The 22,428-nt window shown below is 65.4% G+C and carries 24 protein-coding genes; 11 read left to right on the plus strand and 13 right to left on the minus strand.

The window, feature by feature from the left end:
* Nucleotides 1-12: 12 nt before the first annotated feature.
* Entirely contained in the window at nt 13-942 is a 930-nt protein-coding gene (locus CK215_RS17720) for a DMT family transporter (protein ID WP_095831699.1), read from the minus strand.
* A 106-nt stretch (nt 943-1,048) separates the two neighbouring features.
* Nucleotides 1,049-1,909, minus strand: coding sequence for an ATP/GTP-binding protein (locus CK215_RS17725; RefSeq protein WP_095831700.1), 861 nt, complete (start codon nt 1,907-1,909; stop codon nt 1,049-1,051).
* 110 nt (nt 1,910-2,019) lie between these two features.
* Between CK215_RS17725 and CK215_RS17730 the strand changes: the two genes are divergently transcribed.
* Nucleotides 2,020-2,814, plus strand: coding sequence for a helix-turn-helix transcriptional regulator (locus CK215_RS17730; protein ID WP_067003152.1), 795 nt, complete (start codon nt 2,020-2,022; stop codon nt 2,812-2,814).
* Between the two features lie 3 nt (nt 2,815-2,817).
* Here CK215_RS17730 and CK215_RS17735 read toward each other — a convergent pair whose 3' ends face one another.
* On the minus strand, nt 2,818-3,756 hold the full coding sequence (locus CK215_RS17735) for a CHAD domain-containing protein (RefSeq protein WP_067003154.1): 939 nt from the start codon (nt 3,754-3,756) through the stop codon (nt 2,818-2,820).
* Nucleotides 3,753-4,226 (minus strand): CYTH domain-containing protein, encoded by a 474-nt coding sequence (locus CK215_RS17740; protein ID WP_095776792.1) that lies wholly within the window; start codon nt 4,224-4,226, stop codon nt 3,753-3,755. Before CK215_RS17740 ends, CK215_RS17735 begins: the two co-directional genes overlap by 4 nt.
* Nucleotides 4,227-4,315: 89 nt before the next feature.
* On the opposite strand from CK215_RS17740, the gene CK215_RS17745 reads away from it, so the two are divergent.
* Genes CK215_RS17745 through CK215_RS17760 form a run of 4 tightly spaced genes read left to right on the plus strand, consistent with a single transcriptional unit; the run spans nt 4,316 to nt 8,032 of the window.
* Entirely contained in the window at nt 4,316-5,020 is a 705-nt protein-coding gene (locus tag CK215_RS17745; protein WP_095782052.1) for a DUF1956 domain-containing protein, read from the plus strand.
* Nucleotides 5,017-5,970: an HlyD family efflux transporter periplasmic adaptor subunit gene (locus CK215_RS17750; protein ID WP_095776791.1), complete on the plus strand. Its 954-nt coding sequence runs from the start codon at nt 5,017-5,019 to the stop codon at nt 5,968-5,970. The genes CK215_RS17745 and CK215_RS17750 overlap by 4 nt, the downstream gene beginning before the upstream one ends.
* Complete coding sequence (locus CK215_RS17755; protein WP_095776790.1) at nt 5,967-6,887, plus strand: ABC transporter ATP-binding protein; 921 nt, start codon at nt 5,967-5,969, stop codon at nt 6,885-6,887. Before CK215_RS17750 ends, CK215_RS17755 begins: the two co-directional genes overlap by 4 nt.
* 8 nt (nt 6,888-6,895) lie before the next feature.
* The gene (locus tag CK215_RS17760) at nt 6,896-8,032 is read left to right on the plus strand and encodes an ABC transporter permease (protein WP_095831806.1); all 1,137 of its coding nucleotides are present in this window, start codon (nt 6,896-6,898) and stop codon (nt 8,030-8,032) included.
* Between the two features lie 15 nt (nt 8,033-8,047).
* Here the strand turns inward: CK215_RS17760 and CK215_RS17765 are convergent, their stop codons facing one another.
* Nucleotides 8,048-9,025: a threonine/serine dehydratase gene (locus tag CK215_RS17765; RefSeq protein WP_095831807.1), complete on the minus strand. Its 978-nt coding sequence runs from the start codon at nt 9,023-9,025 to the stop codon at nt 8,048-8,050.
* A 314-nt stretch (nt 9,026-9,339) separates the two neighbouring features.
* Nucleotides 9,340-9,663 carry a hypothetical protein gene (locus CK215_RS17770; RefSeq protein ID WP_067003166.1) on the minus strand — a complete coding sequence of 108 codons (324 nt, stop codon included), beginning with the start codon at nt 9,661-9,663 and terminating at the stop codon, nt 9,340-9,342.
* 175 nt (nt 9,664-9,838) lie between these two features.
* On the opposite strand from CK215_RS17770, the gene mbfA reads away from it, so the two are divergent.
* On the plus strand, nt 9,839-10,822 hold the full coding sequence (gene mbfA, locus CK215_RS17775) for an iron exporter MbfA (protein ID WP_067003167.1): 984 nt from the start codon (nt 9,839-9,841) through the stop codon (nt 10,820-10,822).
* Nucleotides 10,823-10,892: 70 nt separating this feature from the next.
* Here the strand turns inward: mbfA and CK215_RS17780 are convergent, their stop codons facing one another.
* Nucleotides 10,893-11,237, minus strand: coding sequence for an antibiotic biosynthesis monooxygenase (locus CK215_RS17780; RefSeq protein WP_095831701.1), 345 nt, complete (start codon nt 11,235-11,237; stop codon nt 10,893-10,895).
* Complete coding sequence (locus tag CK215_RS17785) at nt 11,234-11,602, minus strand: NIPSNAP family protein (protein ID WP_067003171.1); 369 nt, start codon at nt 11,600-11,602, stop codon at nt 11,234-11,236. Before CK215_RS17785 ends, CK215_RS17780 begins: the two co-directional genes overlap by 4 nt.
* Nucleotides 11,603-11,788: 186 nt before the next feature.
* Between CK215_RS17785 and CK215_RS17790 the strand changes: the two genes are divergently transcribed.
* Nucleotides 11,789-12,463: a winged helix-turn-helix domain-containing protein gene (locus CK215_RS17790; RefSeq protein ID WP_095831702.1), complete on the plus strand. Its 675-nt coding sequence runs from the start codon at nt 11,789-11,791 to the stop codon at nt 12,461-12,463.
* Between the two features lie 24 nt (nt 12,464-12,487).
* On the opposite strand, the gene ligD is transcribed toward CK215_RS17790, so the two are convergent.
* Nucleotides 12,488-15,001: a DNA ligase D gene (ligD, locus tag CK215_RS17795; protein ID WP_095831703.1), complete on the minus strand. Its 2,514-nt coding sequence runs from the start codon at nt 14,999-15,001 to the stop codon at nt 12,488-12,490.
* Nucleotides 15,002-15,155: 154 nt separating this feature from the next.
* Complete coding sequence (locus tag CK215_RS17800) at nt 15,156-15,662, minus strand: ferritin-like domain-containing protein (RefSeq protein ID WP_067003177.1); 507 nt, start codon at nt 15,660-15,662, stop codon at nt 15,156-15,158.
* Between the two features lie 398 nt (nt 15,663-16,060).
* On the opposite strand from CK215_RS17800, the gene CK215_RS17805 reads away from it, so the two are divergent.
* Nucleotides 16,061-16,207: a hypothetical protein gene (locus CK215_RS17805; protein WP_082980733.1), complete on the plus strand. Its 147-nt coding sequence runs from the start codon at nt 16,061-16,063 to the stop codon at nt 16,205-16,207.
* A gap of 194 nt (nt 16,208-16,401) precedes the next feature.
* A complete protein-coding gene (locus CK215_RS17810) occupies nt 16,402-16,854 on the plus strand; it encodes a DCC1-like thiol-disulfide oxidoreductase family protein (RefSeq protein ID WP_067003179.1) in 453 nt (150 codons plus the stop codon).
* A 191-nt stretch (nt 16,855-17,045) separates the two neighbouring features.
* Here CK215_RS17810 and CK215_RS17815 read toward each other — a convergent pair whose 3' ends face one another.
* Genes CK215_RS17815 through CK215_RS17825 form a run of 3 tightly spaced genes read right to left on the minus strand, consistent with a single transcriptional unit; the run spans nt 17,046 to nt 20,544 of the window.
* Nucleotides 17,046-17,423, minus strand: a complete 378-nt coding sequence (locus CK215_RS17815; RefSeq protein ID WP_095831704.1) for a DUF1850 domain-containing protein — start codon at nt 17,421-17,423, stop codon at nt 17,046-17,048.
* On the minus strand, nt 17,420-19,546 hold the full coding sequence (locus CK215_RS17820) for a TRAP transporter permease (RefSeq protein ID WP_095831705.1): 2,127 nt from the start codon (nt 19,544-19,546) through the stop codon (nt 17,420-17,422). The genes CK215_RS17815 and CK215_RS17820 overlap by 4 nt, the downstream gene beginning before the upstream one ends.
* Before the next feature lie 38 nt (nt 19,547-19,584).
* The gene (locus CK215_RS17825; RefSeq protein WP_095782044.1) at nt 19,585-20,544 is read right to left on the minus strand and encodes a TAXI family TRAP transporter solute-binding subunit; all 960 of its coding nucleotides are present in this window, start codon (nt 20,542-20,544) and stop codon (nt 19,585-19,587) included.
* A 252-nt stretch (nt 20,545-20,796) separates the two neighbouring features.
* On the opposite strand from CK215_RS17825, the gene CK215_RS17830 reads away from it, so the two are divergent.
* Nucleotides 20,797-21,159, plus strand: a complete 363-nt coding sequence (locus CK215_RS17830; protein ID WP_067003312.1) for a YciI family protein — start codon at nt 20,797-20,799, stop codon at nt 21,157-21,159.
* Nucleotides 21,160-21,163: 4 nt separating this feature from the next.
* A complete protein-coding gene (locus CK215_RS17835; protein ID WP_095831706.1) occupies nt 21,164-22,411 on the plus strand; it encodes a DUF6596 domain-containing protein in 1,248 nt (415 codons plus the stop codon).
* Nucleotides 22,412-22,428: the final 17 nt, after the last annotated feature.

Below are 22,428 nucleotides of genomic sequence, written 5' to 3' on the forward strand. Positions count from 1 at the left end.
CGACATGTTCTGTCAAACTGCCGCTTCGATCGGCTCGGCAAGTTTCGGGTTGGCGCGCGCCGCGATCAGGCAGCCGGCGACGATCAGGCAAGCCCCGGTCAGCGTGGTCCAGGCCACCTCCTCGCCGAAGAAGAACCAGCCGAGCGCGATCGCCCAGATGAAGGCCGAGTATTCCGTCGGGATGAGATATTGCGCTTCGGCGCGGGCGTAGGCCCAACTCATCAGGAATTGCCCGGCAAGCGACAGCATAGCCACCCCGACGAGGTGAAGCCACAGGTCACTCGGCAGCGCCACGGCGAGCCACGGCGCGGCGAGACCAAGGACGACAGCGATGCAGAGGTTCTGGAACAGCATGATCTCGACCGGCTTGGCCAACAGCGCTTGCCGCCGCGCGAGGATCAGATTGTAGCCGTAGAACACCGTCGATACGAGCACCGCGGCCGTGCCCAGGAGCGCATCCTGCGAGTGGCCGGCCTGCCCGAACTGGCCGGCCAGAATGATCGCGACGCCGGCGATGCCGGCCAGCGACGCCCACACCGCCTGGCGCCGGATTCTCTCGCCCAGCAACAAGGCTGCGAGAAAAAGCGCAAACAGGGGCGCGACAAAGCTGAGCCCGATCGCCTCGGCGAGCGGCAATCTGGCGAGACCCCAAAAGAACGAAACCAGGACGATGCCGACGACCACGGCGCGCAGCGCATGCAGCCCCAGCACCGGAAGAGCGGGCTTCGAGCGCGGCCCCGCCGACCAGGCCGCGCCCGCGATCAAGGTCGAGACCAGGCTGCGCCACAGCACCGTGTTGTACACACCGACCGCGATGACCAGGGACTTCATTGCCGCGTCCATCCCGGACAAAAGGAAGATCGCCAGTGCGCATACGAGCACCGGGATCATTGGTGAAACGGCGGCGCCGGTCAGGCTGGATGTCTTCACGGCTTGGCCCATGTGACGGTTGCTGCCGGATATCCCGGAGCGAGCGGCTGAACCAGATGGCAGCCCCGTCGATATGGCGGTCCAGCCCCGATCGACCTCGTTCCCGCCGCAATCGTCCTCAGTCGAGCTTCAGCGCCGCGACCGCGCCTTCGTTCATCAGCGGAACATAGATGGTCGAGTTGCCGTCGGTGCCGATATCGGCGCTGCCCGGCTTGAAAGTGGCGATCGCTTCCGGCGCGGCGCCGCCCTTGTAGCGATAGAGCGTGCCGGTCATGTAGGCGGTGGCATAGATCGTGTCGCCGATGGCGACGACGCCGTCGAGGTCGGCAAAGTTTTGCGCGCCCGGCAGCGGCGTCACCTTCTTGCTGGCGAGGTCGACGGCCAGCAAGCCGCCCGGCGCCGCCGTGCTGAAATCGGGCTTGATGCCCTTGCCCCAGGACGCGACGATCAGCCGAGCGCCGTCGGCGAAGACGCCATTGGGCGAGGCGAGCAGCGCATCCTTGATGAACAGCTCCGGTTTGTCGCCGTCGATAGGGTAGATCGTGTCGGCGAGCATATCCGTGAAATAGACCTTGCCCAAGGCATCGGCGGTCATGTCGTTGAGGAAGACGGCGCCGGGCACATCGATGGTAGAGACCAGCTTGCCGCTGGCAAGATCGACGACGCGGACCTTGGTGATGTCGGCGGCGTAAAGCTTGCCGCCGGCGATCGCCATGCCCTTGGGCGCGTCCATGCCGTCCACCCAATGGCGGCTGATGACCTTGCCGTCCAGCGACAGCAGCGACAAATAGCCGTTGCCGTCAGCTTCGCCCGGATTGCCGACGATGTTGGAGACGACGATGCGCTTGTTGGCGGCATCGACCAGCGCCGATTCCGGCTGCTCGAAGCCGCCGGCGCGCCAGATCTCGCCGGCCTCGGCGGTGGCAGCCGTTGCGATGCCGGCGATGGCGAGAAAGGTCGAAGCGATGAGGTTTTTCATGATGCTCTCCTGTGTACGGCCAAGAGCTAGGTTTTTCGATACTTTTCCGGAAGGCGGTTCGAGCGTAGTATCGAGGAGCGATACGAATTCGCGCAAACGAGGTGCATTCCATGAACGGGCCGATCTTCGAGGCGCTGAAACGGACATTGAAGGCCAAGGGCCTGACCTACCGGGCGCTGGCCGAGCGCATGGGCGTTTCCGAGCCGACAGTGAAGCGCATCTTCCATGAGCGCAACTGCAAGCTCGATCGGCTGATGCAAATCTGCGCCGCTGCGGACGTGGAACTGGAGAATGTGCTGGGCTCGATGAACCGGGGACCGGGACCGGCCAACCACGTCGCGCCGGAGATCGAGCGCAAGCTCGCCGCGCGGCCGGCGCTGCTCTTCGTCTTCATCATGCTGTCCGAAAAATTCACGCCCGAAGGCATCATGCGCTCACAGGGTCTCAGCGAAGCTTCGATGTTTCTTTATCTGCGCGACCTGGAAGAGCTTGGGCTGGTGGCGCTCGGGCGCGGCCTGTCGGCAAGATTGCTGGTCGAGACACCGATCCAGTGGGATTTCGAGGGGCCGCTGCGGCCGCATTTCGAGACCACCAACAAGAATTTTGTCGGCTGGGCGATAACCCATCTGGAACGGGAAGCGACCTTCGTCAGCTTCTCGCGGCGCATGCGGCCGGAAACGGCGGAGATGGTGCGGCGCGAGGCGGAGGAGCTGGCGGAGCGCGCCAGGCTGCTTGCCCATCACGACCAGCACACCACGCCGGAAGAGCAGCTCATCGGCTACAAATGGACCTTCGCCTTCGGCGCGACGCCGTTTCCGGCGATCATGCCGATCGGGCCGCATCCGCGCGATGCCGGCGCGCGGACGGATGCCGGGGCGAAAGCAAGGCGGCCGCTGCCGGCGTAGGCGTCAGGCCGCGGCCGAGCCGGCTTCCCCATGCGGCGGCGCGAGGTCGTCGCGCACCTTGCGCGCGAGCTTTCTGGCCGAGCGCTTGGGGCTGTCGCCGAACAATTCGGCGGCATCGGCAAGACAGGTCTTGCTGAGGCTTTTTTCCGCACGCTTCAAGAGCTTGCGCAGAAGCTTGGTGTCTTCGGGCGGACCGAGCGGCTCGCCAGCGGCGGCGAGCAGCGCGCGCATGACGAAGACGTCATGCAGCTCGCCCAGCCGTTCGCCAAGCTTGTCAACCGCTTTGCGGCGCGCCTTGATCGGCGCCGGCCACAGGCGGCCGAGCAGCGACAGATGCATCGAATGCGTCTTGCACGCCTTGCGCAGGTCGTGAAAGTCATCGGCCTCGCCGCGCGAGCTCGCCTTATCCAGCGCCTTTTTCGCCCGCCGCAAGGCGGCGCGGGCGCCTTCGGCCAGTATGTCGGCCGCCTGCTCGGGCTGATCGGGGAGCGACAGCCGGTCGACACGCTCCAGCCCTTCCCGGCAGGCAGCGACCGCGGCGTTTATGGCAGCGTCGAGACCGGGGCCGGCATGGAGCTCATGCTGGCGCAGCACCAGCCGCTCGCGGACGGGATCGAGCCCGCCGGCCGCGGTCTCATCCGGAAAAGCAGAGGCCAGACGGTCTATGGTCTCGATGAGAGCGGTCGCCTCGCGCGGGCCGGCAAGCAGCGCCGACACTTGTTTGTAGCATTCGTTCTCGGTCTGGCAGAACGGTTCGTCTCCGGAACGAACCAGGCGCAGCAAGGCACGCACGCACTTAAGCCGCTTACGGCACTTGTGCAGTCCTTGCTCCGGCTTGTCGCGCGCCGTCTCGAGTTGGCCAAGCGCCTTGCCGATCTCGTCAGCCAATATGCGCCTGACCTCGCCGGTCAGCGGCAAGCGCGGATCGATGCGAAAGCTCATGCGGCTATCTCCGGAATCCCCCCGAGGGCCAGCGACGCGTTGTAAAACCTCGACTCACCGGTGACCTCACGGCCGAGCCAGTCGGGCAGCATTTCGTCAGATACGTCCTCCGGCGTCTCCAGTTCCGCGACCACCAGCCCCGAGAGCACTCCGCCGAACACATCGACTTCATAGAGATAGCCGCGGTGCCTAACATGGTGACGTGTCTTCTCGATGACACGCCCGATCGCGAAGGCCATCAATTCCTCAGCTTCGGCGAGCGGGATCGGATATTCGAATTCGTCGCGCTCGCGCGCTTTGTTGCCGAACTTCAGCGTCAGCGCGGCGGAGCCTCCGTCGCTGATGCGTACGCGAACCGTGCGTCCGGGCTGCGCGGCGACGTAGAACTGGCGAATGCGGATATGCGCCTCGACCAGGCTGCGCCAGGCGGGATCAGCGACCAGGAACTTGCGCTCGACTTCCTTGCCCATGGCCGCGCACTAAAGCCCGCCCGCAGGAAGATGGCAAGCCGCGTTGGAATTCAACTTGACTTAATCAATCGATTGATTAAATGAAGGGGATGAGCAAACAAACGAACGCCAAAAGGCCGCAACGCGAAGCCTCTCCCGCCGATCAAACGCGCGCGGCGCTGGTGCAGGCCGCGCTGAAGCTGTTCGGCCGGCAGGGCTTCGACGGCACCTCGACGCGCGAGATCGCGGCCGAGGCCAAGGCCAATATCGGCTCGATCGCCTATCATTTCGGCGGCAAGGAGGGGCTGCGTGCCGCCGCCGCCGACTTCATCGTCGAGACCATCCAGGGGATCGCCGGCCAGGCGCTGGGCGCACCCCAGGCGGGGCCTCCTTCGAGCCCGGAAGCCGCCCGGGCGCAGCTCTTTGTCGCGCTGGCGCGGATGGTCGGCTTTGTCGTGGCAAGTCCCCAGGCCGGCGAGATCGTACAATTCGTACTGCGCGAGCTCTCGCACCCGACGGCGGCGCTCGACCGCATTTATGCCGGCGTGTTCGAACCGACGCATCGCCGGCTGTGCCAGATCTGGGAGCAGGCGACCGGCGAGCCGGCCGAGAGCGAGGCCACCAGGCTCACCGTGTTCACCATCATCGGGCAGGTCATCTATTTCCGCATCGGGCGCGAGGCGGTGATGCGCAGGATGGGCTGGCGCGAGATCGGCGACAGGGAGGCCGCCAAGGTCGTGGCGGTCGCGACCGACAACCTCAGGGCAATGCTGGCGGCGCGCGACGCAGCCGCCGGCAGGAAGGTCAAATCATGAGCTTACTCTGTTCGCTGCCGCTCGCGGCCCAGCTGTTCGGCGCCTGCGCACCGGCCGCCCCGCTTGCCGTCGGCTATGTCGAAGGCGAATATGTGCTGTTGGCGCCGATCGAAGTCGCGCAGGTCGAGACCGTGACAGTCAAGCGCGGCGACCGTGTCGAGCCGGGCGCGCCGGTGGTGACGCTGGAAAGCGCCGATGCCAAGATCGCCGTGGCGCAAGCCCAGGCCGCGCTCGCCCAAGCGCAGGCGCAGCTTGCCGACCTCAAGGTGGGCAAGCGGCCGGAAGAGATCGCCGTGCTCAAGGCGCAGGTGGACATGGCGAAGGCGCAGGCTGCCGACGCCAAACGCAAATATGACCGCGCCAGCGATCTCTACAAGCGCGGCACCGGCACCCAGGCCGATTACGACACGGCCTCGGCTTCGCTGGAGACCGCCAACGCGCAGGTCGGCCAGGCGGAGGCGAACCTTGCCGTCGGCGGCCTGCCGGCGCGGGCCGAAACGATCAGAGCTGCCGAGAACCAGGTCAAGCAGGCGCAATCGGAATTGGGGCAAGCCGAGTGGCGCCTGTCCAAGCGCGTGCTGGCGGCGCCTTCGCCCGGCCGCATCGACGACGTGATCCGCAATCCGGGCGATACGGCCGGACCGACCGCACCGGTGATCTCGATGCTGCCCGACGGCGCGGTAAAACTCAGCGTCTATGTGCCGGAGACGGCCTTCTCCTCGGTCAAGGTCGGCACGCTGCTCAGCGTCCGTTGCGACGGTTGCGGGCCGGATTTGAAGGCACGCGTCAGCTATGTGTCGCCCGATCCCGAGTTCACCCCGCCGGTGATCTATTCGCTCGAGAACCGGCAGAAGCTGGTCTATCTCGTCGAGGCGCGGCCGGAGGGCGATGCTCATCCCTTGCAGCCCGGCCAGATCGTCGATGTCGACCTGGCGGATATAGGCAGATGAACGTCATCGACGTCCGCGGGCTGGTCAAGCGCTTCGGCGACAAGACCGTCGTCGACCATGTCACGATGACGGTCGCCGAGGGCGAGATCGTCGGTTTCCTCGGGCCGAACGGCTCGGGCAAGACGACGACCATCCGCATCATGTGCGGGCTTTTGACGCCGGATGCGGGCGAAGGCACGGTGCTCGGCTTCGACATCCTTACCGACGCGCTCAAGATCAAGCGCGAAGTCGGCTACATGACGCAGAAATTCTCGTTCTACGAGGATCTGACGATCGGCGAGAATCTCGAATTCGTGGCGCGGCTCTACCAGCTGAAGCCGGTCGAGGAGTATGTCTCGCACACCCTGCAGGAACTCGGCCTGACGACGCGCCGCAACCAGCTCGCCGGCACGCTTTCCGGCGGCTGGAAGCAGCGGCTGGCACTCGCTGCCTGCATCATGCACAAGCCGAAGCTGCTGCTGCTCGACGAGCCGACGGCTGGCGTCGACCCGAAGGCGCGGCGCGAGTTCTGGGACGAGATCCACCGCCTGGCCAGCGGCGGGCTCACCGTGCTGGTCTCCACCCATTACATGGACGAGGCCGAGCGCTGCCACCGCATCAGCTACATCTCCTACGGCAAGATGCTGGCCACCGGCACAGTGGACGAGGTGGTGAGGAATGCCGGCCTGACCACCTTCGTGCTGCAGGGACCGCGCCTCGACCGCGTGGCCGAGGCGCTGCAGGGGCGTCCGGGCGTCGACCAGGTGGCGCCGTTCGGCGCCACGCTGCATGTCGTCGGCTCCGACAAGGCAGCCCTCGAAAAGGCGCTCGCCGATGTCGAGAAGAAGCACAAGGGCGTGACGGTGGCGCCGGGCGAGACCAGCCTGGAAGATGTCTTCATCCAGTTCATGTCCGGCTCGAAGGACAACATGGCATGAGAGATGGCGTGAGAGCGATCTTTTCATTCGCGAGACTCGGCGCGCTGCTGATCAAGGAATTCATCCAGATGCGGCGCGACCGCATCACCTTCGCCATGATGCTGGGCGTGCCGCTGATACAGCTGGTGCTGTTCGGCTATGCCATCAACAACGACCCCAAGAGCCTGCCGGCAGCACTCGTCGCGACCAGCAGCGATCCCTACACGCGGGCGATGGTCTCGGCGCTGCAGACCACCGGCTACTATCGTTTCGACCATGTGGCGCAAAGTGCGTTGCAAGCCGAGTTCCTGATGTCGCGCGGCGATGTCGCCTTCGTCGTCACCATCCCGGCCGATTTCGCGCGGCGGGTGGAGCGCGGCGACAATCCGCAGATCCTGATCGAGGCCGACGCCACCGATCCGGCGGTGGCGAGCGGCGCCATCTCGACGCTGAGCACCGTCGCCGGCCAGGCGCTGCTGAGAGCGCAAGGCATGCAGGAAGCGGCCAAGGAGGCGGCGCGCGGCCAGCTCGATGTCGTCGTGCACCGGCGCTACAATCCGGAAGGCATCTCGCAATACAATATCGTTCCCGGCCTGCTCGGCGTCATCCTGCAGATGACCATGGTGATGATGACCTCGATCGCGCTGACGCGCGAGACCGAGCGCGGCACGATGGAAAACCTTTTGGCCATGCCGTCCAGCCCGCTTGAGATCATGCTGGGCAAGGTGCTGCCTTACCTGGTGGTCGGCGCGGTGCAGGTGGTGGTGGTGCTGGCGGCGGCGAAGCTCCTGTTTTCCATTCCCTTCATGGGATCGCTGTCGCTCCTGCTCTCGGCGGTGCTGGTGTTCGTGCTGGCGCTGGTGCTGCTTGGCTACACGATTTCGACGATCGCGCGCACGCAGATGCAGGCGCTGCAGCTCACCTTCTTCTTCTTCCTGCCCTCGATCATGCTGTCGGGCTTCATGTTCCCCTATCGCGGCATGCCTGGCTGGGCCCAGATCCTTGGCGAGATCTTTCCGCTGACGCATTTCTTGCGCATCACCCGCGCCGTCATGCTGAAGAGCGCGGAACTGCCGGCTGTGGCGACCGAGATCGGCTGGCTGGTGGTGTTCGTGGCGTTGTTCGCCGGCGTTGCGCTGGTGCGGTTCCGGCGGACGCTGGATTGAGCGGCGACTGGCCGATCAGGCCCCCGCCATGATCTCCGCGTAGGTGCCGAAACCGACATTGCCGCCGGAAAGCACCACCGCGACGCATTTGCCGGCGAGATCGATCTCGCCGGACGCGAGCGCCGCGAGCGCGACGCAGCCGCCGGGCTCGACCACCAGCTTCAAGCACGCCATGGCGTCGCGCATGGCTTGCGCCGTGGCCTTGTCCGAGACGGCGATGGCGCCGGCGAGGTTTTTGCGGTTGATCTCGAAGGTGATGGCACCGGGCTCGGCGGTCAGGATCGCATCGCAAATAGAGGCGTGGCCGGGTCGATTCGAGACCCGCTCACCCTTGGCGAGCGAGCGGCGCGTGTCGTCGAAATGCTCCGGCTCGACCGCCCAGATTTGCGTCCGTGCCGAGGCGTCCTTCACAGCGACGGAAATGCCGCTCGACAGACCCCCGCCGCCGCAGGGCACGACAACTGCGTCCAGGCTGACGCCCAGCGCCTTCGCCTGGCGCACCAATTCCAGCCCGATCGTGCCCTGGCCGGCAATGATGGCCGGATCGTCGAAAGGCGGCACCAGCGCCATGCCCTTTTCGATGTAGGGACGAACGATCGTCAAGCGGTCGTCGTTGAAGCGGTCGAACGGCACCACCTCGGCGCCCATCTTGCGCACATTGCCGACCTTGAGCGCCGGCGCGTCCGCGGGCATGGCAATGACCGCCCTGACGCCGAACATGGCGGCCGAAGCGGCAACACCCTGCGCGTGATTGCCGGACGAAAAGGCGACGACGCCGCGGCTGCGCTCTTCTTCGCTCAAGCACGACAATTTGTTGTAGGCGCCGCGGATCTTGAAGGAACCGGTGCGCTGCAGCGTCTCCGGCTTGAACAGGATGCGGCCGCCATAGCGCTTATTGAGCTCCGGCGATTCGATCAGCGGCGTTTCGACGATCAGCCCGGAAAGCCTGGCGGCAGCGGCGTGGATGTCGGAGATGCCGGGGAGGGCGGTCATGGTGGGCCTCGTGAGAATGATGCACATATGCTGCACGGAAAACGCCGCGGCGCGCCAACGAAAAAATGTGATGGAGACAATATTGGCGATGATAGCGTCGACGGCCGTCACCTTCGTCAGTCTCAGGCGGAGCAAGGAGCGAGGCGACGCGGGAATCCATGTCGGCACCTTCGCGATGCGGGCAGCCGAAGCAGAACGGACACTCTTCGCAGGGTCCTCCAGAGCGCGCTCTCGCTTCTGCATTCCGTAATAGCGCTCGCGGCATCGATCCTCGGGTCAGGCCCGAGGATGACGAAGCGAAGGGCGGCCGCTGCTCACCCCAGCAGCGCGCGCGTCCGCTTCTTGCCGCCGAGCTTGCGCCAGCTGTTGAAACGATGCGTGGCGGCAGCAAAAGAGATCTTCATCTGCTGGGCGACCGTGTAGCGCGACTTGCCGTCGTCGAACATGCGGTAGCAGCATTCGACGCCTTCCTCGGTCAGCTTGCCGTCCAGCGTCTTGTTGTGCGGATTGGCGGGGTCGAATTTTTCGGCCTGCTGCTCGACCAGGCCTTTGAGCCGCTGCAGGTCGGCCTCGATGCTGGCGATGAGATCGAGAACAGGCTTTGGATCGAATGCATGCGGGGGCTTCTTGTCCGTCATCCCGTGTTTCCTTCGTTTTGGCCGATGCGTTCCATATAGGTGAACATTCGGCAATAATGAAGGGTGTAAGCGGAAAGCTGGATCGACGAATTCTGCCTGTCCCGCGGCGTTCGCGATTGACCCTCGGCAAACGATTCCCTAGTTTAGAATCGTTCTAAACTAGGGTGATTTTCTCATGCTTTCCCGTGTTTTCGGCTTTGGCCGCCGCTCCTTCGATTCGCTGTCGGAGCAGGAAATCCTGGCGCTGGCGATTTCGTCGGAGGAGGACGACGGACGCATCTACCGGGCCTATGCCGACGGGCTGGCACAAGAGTTTCCACAATCGGCCAAGGTGTTCGAGGCCATGGCGGAGGAGGAAGACGGCCACCGCGATTCCCTCATCGAGCTTCACCGCAAGCGCTTCGGCGAGCGCATCCCGCTGATCCGGCGCGAGCATGTGCGAGGCTACTACGAACGCAAGCCCGACTGGCTGGTGCGGCCGCTCGGCATCGAGCATGTGCGCCGTCAGGCCGAGGACATGGAGCGGCAGGCTTATCGCTTCTATGTCGAGGCGGCCAAGCGCACCACCGATGCGTCGACCCGGAAGCTGCTCGACGAATTGGCGGCGGCGGAACTCGGCCACGAGAACTCCGCGCATGAACTCGAACAAGAGCACGTCCCGGGCGAGGTGAAGGAGGAGGAAGCGACAACCGAGCAGCGCCAGTTCATCCTCACCTATGTGCAGCCGGGGCTGGCCGGGCTGATGGACGGGTCGGTGTCGACCCTGGCGCCGATCTTCGCCGCCGCCTTCGCCACCCATGCAACCTTCCAGACCTTCCTCGTCGGCCTCGCCGCCTCGATCGGCGCCGGCATCTCGATGGGCTTCACCGAGGTGGCTTCCGACGACGGCAAACTTTCGGGGCGCGGCTCGCCGGTGAAGCGGGGGCTCACCGTCGGCATCATGACGACGCTGGGGGGACTCGGCCACGCGCTGCCCTATCTCATTCCCTATTTCTGGACGGCAACGATCGTTGCCGCGATCGTCGTGTTCTTCGAACTGTGGGCGATCGCCTTCATCCAGAACCGCTATATGCAGACGCCGTTCTGGCGCGCCGCCTTCCAGGTGGTGCTGGGCGGCGCGCTGGTGTTCGGAGCGGGTGTGCTGATCGGCAATGCGTGAGGGTCGACCCTCCTTCTCCCCTTGCGGGCCAATTACGCATCAGGCCCACAGGGGAAGGGAGAGCCGCGTTTCACCCATTCACGATGCGGCTGTCTTCGGGCGCTTCAGCCCTTTCATTTAGCCCGTAATCGCGCACCACATGGGCGATGCGCAGACGATAGCCGGCAAAGATGCCGCCACGGCCGGCCTTCTGCGCCTGCCGGTGCTCCTCGGTGTTGCGCCAGGCCTTGACGGCTTCCTCGTCGCGCCAGAAGGACAGCGAGAGCACGCGCCTCGGATCTGTCAGGCTCTGGAAGCGCTCGACCGAGATGAAGCCATCGATGCCGTCGAGCAGGGGCTTGAGCTCGGCGGCGATGCCAAGATAGGCGTCACGTTTTTCCTCCGCCGGCTCGACTTCGAAGATGACGGCGATCATGCCTCTATCCCTTCTTTGACCGTTACGTCGGTGCGAAAGACCTGCCTCGGGCCATGCGGTGCCGAGACCAGTTTCAGGAAGATCCGGTCTTCCTTGAGAATGAATTTCTCGCGCCGCGCGAACTCATAGTTTGCCTTGCCGGCCGGGTCGGCGGCAAGCCGCGCGCGATAGGCTTCGTAGGCTGCGAGGTTCTCGATATTGTAGGCCGCGTAAGCCGTGGTGGCCGAACCCTCATGCGGCGCGAAATAGCCGATCAGCTCGGCGCCGCAGCGCGGAATGGCCTGTCCCCAGGCGCGCGCATATTGCTCGAACGCGGCCTTGCCGAAAGGGTCGATCTCGTAGCGGATGAAGCAGGTGACGGTCATTTCGGTCTCCTCGTCGGTTGGCTTACTGGGTCGGTGGGCTTGCTGGCGGCGACGGTTCGACCACGGTCGAAACATCGCTTCACCGGCTGTGCTAGACGTTCTGGTGTCAGCAGCGTTTGCCGCGCTCCTTGAGCTCGCCCGAGAATAGTGCTTCCCTCACGGGGATGCTTCGATGAGGATCGAACTATGCGTGAAGGACCCGATATCGCCCGCATCGCCAGCCTGGTCGGCGACCCGGCCCGCGCCAACATGCTCAACGCGCTGATGGGCGGCACGGCGCTGACCGCGTCGGAGCTGGCGCTTGAAGCCGGCGTGTCGCTGCCCACCGCGTCCTCGCATCTGTCCAAGCTGATGGACGGCGGGTTGCTGACGCTGGCGAGCCAGGGCCGGCATCGCTACTACGGCCTTGCCGGCCCGCAGGTGGCGGGCATGCTCGAGGCGATCATCGGCGTCGCCGAGGCGGTCGGCCCGAAGCGGGTGCGGCCCGGCCCGCGCGACGCGGCCATGCGCGTGGCGCGGGTGTGCTACGACCATCTTGCCGGCGAGCAGGCGGTGGCGATGCTCGACCGTCTGGTCGACCGGAAGCTGCTGCTGCGCCAGGAGAACGAGATCAGGCTGTCGCCGTCAGCCATTTCGCATTTCGCCGCGCTCGGCATCGAGATCGACAGCAAAGCGAAGCGGCCGATCTGCCGCGCCTGCCTCGACTGGAGCGTGCGGCGCTCGCATCTGGCCGGCGCGCTGGGCGCCGCCATCCTCGACAAGGTCATCGTCGAAAAATGGGCGCGGCGCGACAAGGACAGCCGCGCTGTGGTGTTCTCGCCGAAGGGCAAGCAGAAGTTCGAGAGGGTATTTCTGGCGTGACGGACTGGCCGGCTCGGCTGTTGGCTAAGCCCGTTTGAGCGGTTTGCCCAGCTTGAAGAAATCCGCCCACGGATCGGCCTTCTTCAGCTGCTTTAGCGTCGTGGCGTCGCCGAGCGGAAACGCATTGGGCGGCAGGCCCTTCTCGATCTCCAGCCAGGTCACCGGCATCGACACCGTCGCGCCCTTCTTGGCGCGCGAGGAATAGGGCGCGACCGTGGTCGCGCCGCGGCCGTTGCGCAGGTAGTCGACGAAGATCTTGCCGGTGCGCGCCTTCTTCGACAGCGTCGCCGTGTAGCGGTCGGGCGCGGCCTGCTCCAGGGCGCGGGCGAAATCATGGGCGAAGTCCTTCACCTCGTCCCATTCGGCGGAGGGCTTGAGCGGCACCAGCACGTGATAGCCCTTGCCGCCCGACGTCTTGACCAGCGTCGGCAGCGACAGGTCGTTCAGCTTGGCTCGGATGTCGAGGGCAGCGGCACGCACCGCCTCGACCCCGATGCCCTCGTCCGGATCGAGGTCGAAGATGATCTGGTCCGGCTTTTCCAGTTCGTCGACGGTCGAGCCCCAGATATGAACCTCGACGACGCCGTATTGGACAAGGGCTGCAAGCCCGTCGAAATCCCTGATGAACAAGATCTCCTCGCCGTCGGTCGGATCGTTCATCCTGGCGATCTTGTCGCTCATGCCCGGTGAGGCATGTTTTTGGAAGAAGCGCTGGCCATGGATGCCGTCGGGCGCCCGCACAAGGCTGAGCGGCCGGTTGACGACGAATGGCTCAATTCGCGGCCAGACCAGGGCGTAGTGATCGAGGAGATCCTGCTTGGAGACCTTTTCGTCGGGCCACAGCAGCTTGTCGGGATGCGACAGCTTCACCGAGGTCTTCGCCGTTCCGGCCGAGGTTTTTGTCTCGGTCCTGCCGCTGCTCGCCTTTGCTCCGCTTTTTGTCTTGCCGTCGGCTTGCTTCGGCTTTTCCTGCACCACGTCCTCCGCCGGCTTGTCCTCGCGCAGCCCCTGGAACGAGGCGTGGCGGATTATATGGTCGGATGTCCAGCTGCGGAACTCCACTTCGCCGACAAGCTCGGGCTTGACCCAGACGAGGCCCTTGCCCTTCGGCACGGCGGCAGAAAAAGGCGACTTCGTCGTCTTGAGGCTGTCGAGTTTTTTCTTAAGGTCCGCAGCCACCTTGCCGGAAAAGCCGGTGCCGACGCGGCCGGCATAGTTGAGCCTGCCGCTTTCATGATAGCCGACCAGCAGCGAGCGCAGGCCGCGCCCGGTCTTGTCCGACGGCAAGTAGCCGCCGATGACGAATTCCTGGCGCAGCGTGCATTTCGATTTGATCCAGGCGAGGCCGCGGCCGCTGCGATAGGGCGCGTCGGCGCGTTTCGACACCACGCCTTCGAGACCCATGCGGCAGACGTGCTGCAGCATGACGCTGCCGGGTTCCGCAAAATGATCGCTGAAGCGGACGGCGGATTGCTCCGACCGCTCGCCGAGCAGTTCGGCCAGCGCCTGCTTGCGCTCGACCAGCGGCTCGCGGCGAAGGTCCTCGCCATTAAGCCGCATCAGGTCGAAGACGTAGTAGATGAAGCGGTCGGTGCGGCCGGCCGAGAGATCCGCCTGCAGCATGGCGAAGGAGGACACGCCGCTGTCGGCCAACACGACGATCTCGCCGTCGATGATGGCGTCGCGGCATTTCAGTCCGGCAAGCTCGGCCACGACCGGACCTTCGAACTTCTTCGTCCAGTCAAGGCCGGTGCGGGTCAGCAGCCGGACATCGCTGCCGGCGATCTGCGCCTGCATGCGGTAGCCGTCGAACTTCACCTCATGCACCCATTCCTCGCCGGAAGGCGCATTCTTTTCGAGCGTCGCCAGCTGCGGCTCGATGAATTCGAGGCGTGCGGATTTTGCCTTGCCTGCAGCCGGCTTGTTGGAATGCCAGACCTTTGGTTTGGCGCCCTTGGCCGTCTTGCCTTCGCCGATCTCCTCGATGGTCAAGCCCGACTTTACCGATTGCGGTGCCTCTACAAGTATGTCTTCACCAGGGCGGGCGGCGACGTCATTGGATTTGATCAGCAGCCAGTTGTCGCGCTTTTCGCGCGGGCGGGGCTTCAGCCTGACCAGATGCCAGCGACCGTTGAGCTTCTGGCCTTCGAGCTCGAAGTCGATATGGCCCTTCTTCATCCCCTTGGCCGGGTCGCCGTCGGGGATCCACCGGCCTTCGTCCCAGACGAGGACGGAACCGCCGCCATATTCGCCCTTCGGAATGGTGCCCTCGAAAGACGCATAGTCGATCGGGTGGTCCTCGACATGCACCGCCAGCCGCCTCTCGTGCGGGTCGAGACTCGGTCCGCGCGTGACCGCCCAGCTCCACAACACGCCATCATGCTCGAGCCGAAAGTCATAGTGGAGCCGCGTCGCGGCATGCTTCTGGACAACGAAGATGCCGCCGCCGTCGGTCTTCTTGCGGGGCGCGAGCTGGCCGGCCGGCTCCGAGGTTTTCCGGAAATCGCGCTTGGCGTGGTATTGCTCGAGGCCGGCCATGACATCGTGCTCCTATGCGGATCTGCGCCTGGACGTAGACGCCACGGCGACCTCCCTGGCAGGCGGGTGCCATCGCAACGGCGAAGGCTCCGCTTCGGTTCCGGGCAGGCGAAAGGCCGGCGGCTGTCCGCCGGCCTTTCGGGCTCACAACTAGCTATTCGGCAGCCTGCAGGTTGACCTTGCTTTCCGCGATCTCGGTGAGCTTGCGGTCGGTCGCCTCTTCTTCCTTGAGGTTCTTGGCCAGCACATTGGCGCAGTCGCTGCGGCCGAGCTGCTTGGCCCAGGCGATCAGCGTGCCGTAGCGCGTTATCTCGTAGTGCTCGACGGCCTGAGCCGAGGCGATCAGCGCGGCATCGAGGACCTCCTTGTCCTCCACGTCGCCGCTCACGTCGTCAGCCTCCTCGAGGATGCCGTCGATGGCGGGGCAGTTGACGGTCTTGGCCTTGACGCCATGCAGCTCGAATACCTGCTCGACCCGTTCGATGTGGCCCTTGGTCTGCGCGAGATGCTTCTCGAAACCGGCTTTCAATTGCGAATCCGTCGCCTTGTCGATCATCTTCGGCAGCGATTTCTCGATCTGTTTTTCGGCATAGTAGATGTCGCGCAGCGTGTGGACGAAGAGGTCGTCCAGCGTCTTGATGTCTTTCGAAAAGAAACCCATGGCGGTTGCCTTCCATGTCTGGTGTTGTCCGGACGTTGCGCGGCCGGTCCGCCGCCAACGCGGCCGGGTTCGGCCCCGGCCTTGATCGATCAACGTCACCGCGCAGGGCAGGTTCCTGCCGGCGGACGACGCCGCACGGAAATTTCAAGCCACCCTTCGATGCGTGAAACAGAAGCGCGCCCAAGCGACATCGAGACGAAACATATGTGATGCAAAAGTCACACGAGCCGGAAACGCGACAAAAGGCGTGGAAAGACCGCGAATCAGCCGCATTCCGGCCACGATGCAACGCGTTTCGGACCAGAAATTAACATGGCGTTCACCGACTATTCACGCCTCGAAGCTATGATCCCCGCAATTCGGAAGGGACATCCGAAAACGGGACAGGGACAGGGAAAATGAACTTCTGGAACCACATCGCCGGCTATGCCGCCGCCATCCGCGAATTCGTCGCGCCGACCTATCGGCCCGAGCGCTATTACATGCGCGGCCCGGGCCCGGCCTGCGCACGCCGCGGCAACTCGCTCGGCATCGGCACGCACTGACCACGATGCTCGACAGCCGCCACAACAGCCGGATCTGCAAGCCGGTCGCCGACACCCGCGCCACGACCTATCGTGACGAGCGCCCCGCCGTCATCGACGGCAGGCGTGCGACAACGCCGCGACTTTGACGCCGCCGCCGGCTGGCTTAGTGTCCCCTAGCTTAGTGCCTAGGGGCACAAGCAGCCGGGGCCGACATGACCGACCTGTCCGAACAGAAACGTCCCCTTCTCCCAGGCCAAGCTTACGATGCCCGCCAGCCGCTGCTCGTGTTCGACGGCGTCTGTGTGTTCTGCTCGGGCTTCGTCCAGATCGTCCTCAAGATCGACCGGAACAAACGCTTCCGCTTCGCCACCGCGCAATCGCCGCTCGGCGAGGCGCTGTTTCGTGAGCACGGCCTGCCGACCGAGGATTACGACAGCAACCTCGCCATCATCGACGGCGCCGCCTTCACGAAGCTCGACAGTTTCGTCGCCGTCATGGCGGCGCTCGGCTGGCCGTGGCGCGCCGCGAGATTGCTGCTCGTCCTGCCGCGGCCGCTGCGCGACTGGCTGTACGACCGCATCGCCAAGAACCGCTATGCGCTGTTCGGCCGCAAACACAGCTGCGAGATCCCCTCCGCCGAGCTGCGGCAGCGGCTGATCAGTTGAGATCGGAGGGTCGGATGAAGCTTCTGATTGTCCGCGGCTACGGCACCTTCGGCGGACGCATCGTGCAGTTGCTGGAGAGCGAGCCGCGTCTGACCTTGCTCGTCGCCGGCCGCTCGCTCGCCAAGGCCGAGGCCTATTGCAAAGGACGAGGCGGCACCAAGTCCAGGCTCGTGCCGATCGCGACGCGGATTTTATCGCGGCTGGCTCGAACCCGCGCAGGCTTCGAGCACGACCGAATCCCCGGCCGTCCCGCCAAGTTCCAGGCAACTCGTGACCGTGCACAAGGTCCAGCCTTCCCCGGTTGCGCCGGATGCGGCGAGCACCAGACGCGGCTGTGACCGGACCCTGGGAGCATAGACCCACCAGCCGTCCCGCAGCACCGAACCATCCGGCGGCTCCATGCCGGCGCCGGAGCCCTTGACGCGCGCTTCGACGACGCGCAGACCTGCCGGCGTCACCTTCCAGTCCTCCTGCCAGCGCGTCCGTTCCACCGAATGCGTCCAGGACAAGGTAAAGGCGGCAACGGCAAGCGTCACCGTCTTGCCGGCTGCGAGGATGCACAGGCTCATGCAGGGCCGGCCGCGGATGCCTGGCGCGCGCGCCAGCAGTGCCAGCCGATCCAGAGCAGCGCCAGCGCCCAGCCGGTTTCGTCGGTGAGCGGCAGCGCCGCCACCAGCAGCACGCCGGCGGCGAAGGCGACCAGGCGCTCCCACCAGGCCATGCGGCGGGCGAGGAAGCCGACGGCGGCGGCGCCCCAGAGCACGATGCCCATGCAGGCTTTGGCGACGATGTAGGCGACCTCGACCGGATAGCCGAACGAAGCCGCGATCGGGCCTGCATCCTGCAGCATCAGCGCCGGCGTGTAGACGGCCATGAACGGCACGACGAAACCGGCGATGGCGAGCTTGGTCGCCTGGATGCCGATCTTCAGCCCGCTTTCCTTGGCCATGGGCGCCGCGGCGAAAGCGGCGAGCGCCACTGGTGGGGTGAGATCAGCCATGATGCCGAAATAGAAGACGAACATGTGGCTGACGATGAGCGGCACGCCGAGCGACAGCAGCGCCGGGCCGGCGAGCGAGGAGGTGATGATGTAGTTGGGGATGGTGGGGATGCCCATGCCGAGCACCAGGCAGGTGAGCATGGTGAGCAGCAGCGACAGGAACAGATTGTTCTCGCCGATGGAGATGATCCAGCCGATGAAGGTCGAAGCGATGCCGGTCAGCGTCAGCGTGCCGATGACGATGCCGACGATGGCGCAGGCGATGCCGACAGGCAGCGCGTTCTTTGCCCCTTCGGCAAGCGATTCGACGCAGATGCGCAGCGTCTCGCGACCGCCCTTGAAAGTGACGCAGGCGACAATGAGCGCCGCGATGACGAGGCCGAGGATGTTGACGCCGAAGCGCATGAAGGAGGCGGCGGCAAGGCCGAGCGCCAGCCAGAAGACGACGCGGAAGGCGAACGGTCCGATCAGCGCCGCCAGCGGCGTGCCGAGGATCAGCACGATGGTCAGCGCCAGGCCCATGGTGCCGGCGAAGATCGGCGTATAACCGGCGAAGAGCAGGTAAACCAGCACGGCAAGCGGCAGCACCAGCGGCCAGTGCTGCCGCACCGCGTCCCAGGGATTGGGCAGCTCAGCCTTGGCCATGCCGTGCAGGCCGGCCTTGCCCGCCTCCAGATGCACCTGCCAGAAACAGGCGCCGAAATAGAGCAGCGCCGGAATGATCGCCGCCTTCACCACTTCGGCGTAGGGGACGTTCAGCGTCTCGGCCATGATGAAGGCGACCGCGCCCATCACCGGCGGCATGATCTGGCCGCCCATCGAGGACGTTGCCTCGACGGCGCCGGCGAAGGCCGAGCGGAAGCCGAAGCGCTTCATCAGCGGAATGGTGAACTGGCCGCTCGCCACGACATTGGCGACGCCCGAACCGGAGATGGTGCCCATCAACGCCGAAGAGAGCACGCAGACCTGGGCCGGACCGCCGCGCCAGGAGCCGACCAGGCCAAGCGCGAAATCGTTGAACAGCGCGATCATGCCGGCGCGTTCGAGGAAGGCGGCGAAGACGACGAAGATGAAGATGTAAGCCGCCGAGACATAGACCGGCGTGCCGTATATGCCTTCGGTGCCGAAGGCGAAGGTGTCGACGAGCTGGGCGAAATCGTAGCCGCGATGGATGAAGGGCGGCGGCAGGTGATTGCCGACGAAGCAATAGGCGAGGAAGATGAAGGCGATCACCGCGAGCGGCAGCCCCATCAGCCGCCTTGCCGCTTCGAAGACGAGCACCACCAGCAGCGTGCCGACGATCAGGTCCGGCGTGGTGAGGAAGCCGGAGCGACGGATGAGGTCGGCGTAGAAGACCCAGTTGTAGAGGCCGGTGCCGAAGCCGAGCGCGCCGAGCGACCAGAACGCGGCCTTCGCCGCTACGCCGGTGGCGCGCAGGTTGGCGATCAGGCCGAAGCCGAGCAGCAGCAGGAAGCCGACATGCATGGCGCGCACCACCTGGCTGGGCAGGCTGCCATAGGCGGCGATGTAGATCTGGAAAACGGAGAAGGCGACGGCAATCAGGAAGGCTGCCTTGCCGGCGGTGCCGCCGCCGAAGCCCGGCGGCAGGCCTTCGACCTGTTCTTCGGCGACAGGGAGATGAAAAGTGGTCGAATTGCCGTCGGTCGTTGTTCCAGACGTTGCTTTGCTCATCCGACGCGCTCCATAGCAGACTGCCGCGCCATCCTCGCTTACTTGATCAGCCCTTTTTCCTTGTAATATTTCTCCGCGCCGGGATGCAGCGGCACCGGCATGCCGTCCAGCGCCTTGGCCGGATCGATCGCCTTGGCGGCGGCATGGGCGGCGGCGAGCTGGTCGAGATGCTCGAACATCAGCTTGGTCATCTGATAGGCGGTCTCGTCGGAAACATCGGCCCGGGTGACAAGGAAATTGCCGACCGCGGCGGTGGCGACATCCTCGGTCTGGCCCTCATAGGTGCCCTTGGGAATGATCACCGAAAGATAGGGCGAGCCGATCTTGGCGATGTCCTCGGCCGGCACGGCGACGACGTTGATTGGCACCGAAGTTGCCAGATCGCGGATCGAGGCGACGCCCAGGCCCGCCGATTGCAGCGTGGCGTCGAGCTGCCGGTTCTTGATCAACTCGACCGACTCGGCGAATGGCAGGTACTCGACCCGTCCAAGATCCTCATATTTCAGCCCGGCGGCGGCGAAGATGGCGCGGGCGTTGAGCTCGGTGCCGGAGGCGGGCGCGCCGACCGACAGGCTCTTGCCCTTGAGGTCGGCGAGGGTCTTGATGCCGGACTCCTTGCTGGCGACGATCTGAATATAGTTCGGATAGATGGCGGCGATGCCGCGCAGCTTGTCGAGCTTGCCGGGGAAGCCGGCTTCGGTGTTGCCTTCGGCGGCGAGCTTGACGGAATCGCCGAGCGCGAAGGCGATCTCGCCCTTGCCCTGCTGCAGCAGGTTGAGGTTCTCGACGGATGCCTTGGTTGCCTGCACCTGGGTGCGGGCGCCTTCGATGCCCTTGCCGTAGATTTCCGACAGCGCGACGCCGAGGGGATAGTAGACGCCCGACGTGCCGCCGGTCAGCACGGTGATGAATTCCTGTGCCCCGGCCGACATGGCGCCGAGGCCGAGCGACAATGCCAAAGCGCCGGCGGCAACAAATTTCGTCCTGAAATCGAGCATTTGGTTTCCTCCTCCTGATGGTCGCGCCGCGCCGCCTCTGCCGGCGCGAAGCTGGGAGTTTAGACAGGAGACGCCAAATGCCAACCCGCAATTGCAGCCATTAGACGAACGATCGAGGGGTGGCGAAAGCGCCGGCTTGCGCTCGATTGCTTTGGAGGCGAAAGATTTTCGCGGCGCCTGTCGAAATCGGCCGTGGCCGCACGACATAGGTCGGCCCGCGACGACGCGGCCTTCGAGAAAACGGAGAAGACGATGCGATACATGCTTTTGATCTACAATGACGAAGCGGCAATGGCGAATGCGCCGCGCGACAAGACCGAACAGACGCTTGCCGCCTACGGTGCCTATACCGAAGCCTTGAAGAAATCCGGCGCGTACCTCGCCGGCGAAAGGCTGCGTCCGACCCAGGCGGCCACTTCGATACGGCTCGCCGACGGCAAGACCAATGTGCTCGACGGTCCCTATGCCGACACCAAGGAACAGCTTGCCGGCTTCTACATGATCGAAGCGACCGACATCGACACCGCGATGGAATGGGGCGCGCGCTGCCCGGCAGCCAGCACCGGCACGGTCGAGGTGCGGCCGATCTGGGAAATGACCGACTACCGGTCCTAGCAATATGGACAAGCGCCCGGAGACGGCGCGGGCGGCGGCCGAGGCGGCCGCCCGGCAGAGCTACGGCAAGCTGGTTGCCTATCTCGCTGCTCGCATGCGCGACGTTGCCGGCGCCGAGGACGCGCTGGCCGACGCGTTCGCCGCCGCACTGGAGCGCTGGCCGAAGAGCGGCGTGCCCGAAAAGCCGGAGGCTTGGCTGCTGGCGGTGGCGCGCCGCCGCGACGTCGACGCCGTGCGGCGGCGGCTGACCGGCGAGGCGGCCCGCGGCCACCTGCAACTGATTGCCGAAGAGGCGGAGGCGCGCATGACGCACGAGGATTTGCCCGACGAGCGGCTGAGGCTGATGTTTGCCTGCGCACATCCGGCGATCGAGGCCAGCGTACGCGCGCCGCTGATCCTGCAGACCGTGCTTGGCTTCGACGCCGCAACCATCGCCTCGGCCTTTCTGGTCTCGCCGACGACGATGGGCCAGCGCCTGGTGCGCGCCAAGAGCCGCATCCGCGAGGCCGCCATCCCCTTCCGGGTACCGGAGCGGGCCGAGCTCGGCGAGCGGCTCGAGGCGGTGCTGGAAGCGATTTACGCCACCTTCGCCGAGGGCTGGTCGGATCCGGCCGGCACCGAGACGCGCCGGCGCAACCTGGCCACGGAAGGCATCTGGCTCGGCCGGCTGGTCGCGTCGCTGATCCCGGACGAGCCGGAAACGCTCGGGCTCCTGGCGCTGATGCTTTTCGCCGAAGCGCGGCGCACGGCACGCCGCGACCCCGACGGCGACTTCGTGCCGCTGGCGAAGCAGGACGTGGCGCTTTGGGACGACAAGCTGATCGACGAGGCGGAAGCGCTGCTCAGGCGCGCCGCGATCAGGGGAACCATCGGCCGCTACCAATTGGAGGCTGCGGTCCAGTCGGCGCACACGGCAAGGCGGCGGAGCGGCCGCACCGACTGGGCCGCGATCCGCCAGCTTTACGACGCGCTGATGGCGATTGCCGGTTCGCCGGTGGTGGCGATCAACCGCGCCGTGGCGATCGCCGAAGCCGAGGGCGCAGCCGAGGGTCTTCCCGCGCTCGACGAGATCGGCGGCGACAAGCGGGTTAGCGAGTACCAGCCTTATTGGGCGGCGCGGGCCGAGCTCTCGGCCAGGCTCGGCAAGACAGCCGAGGCCGCCGAGGCTTATGGCCGGGCGATCGGCCTCGAGCGCGATCCGGCCTTGCGCCGCTTCCTGCAGGCCGAGCGGGGGAAGCTGGTCCGCAACTGAGGCGAGACACCAGTTCT

This window comes from Mesorhizobium sp. WSM3864, from assembly GCF_002294955.1.
In the GTDB taxonomy this organism is placed as follows: domain Bacteria; phylum Pseudomonadota; class Alphaproteobacteria; order Rhizobiales; family Rhizobiaceae; genus Mesorhizobium.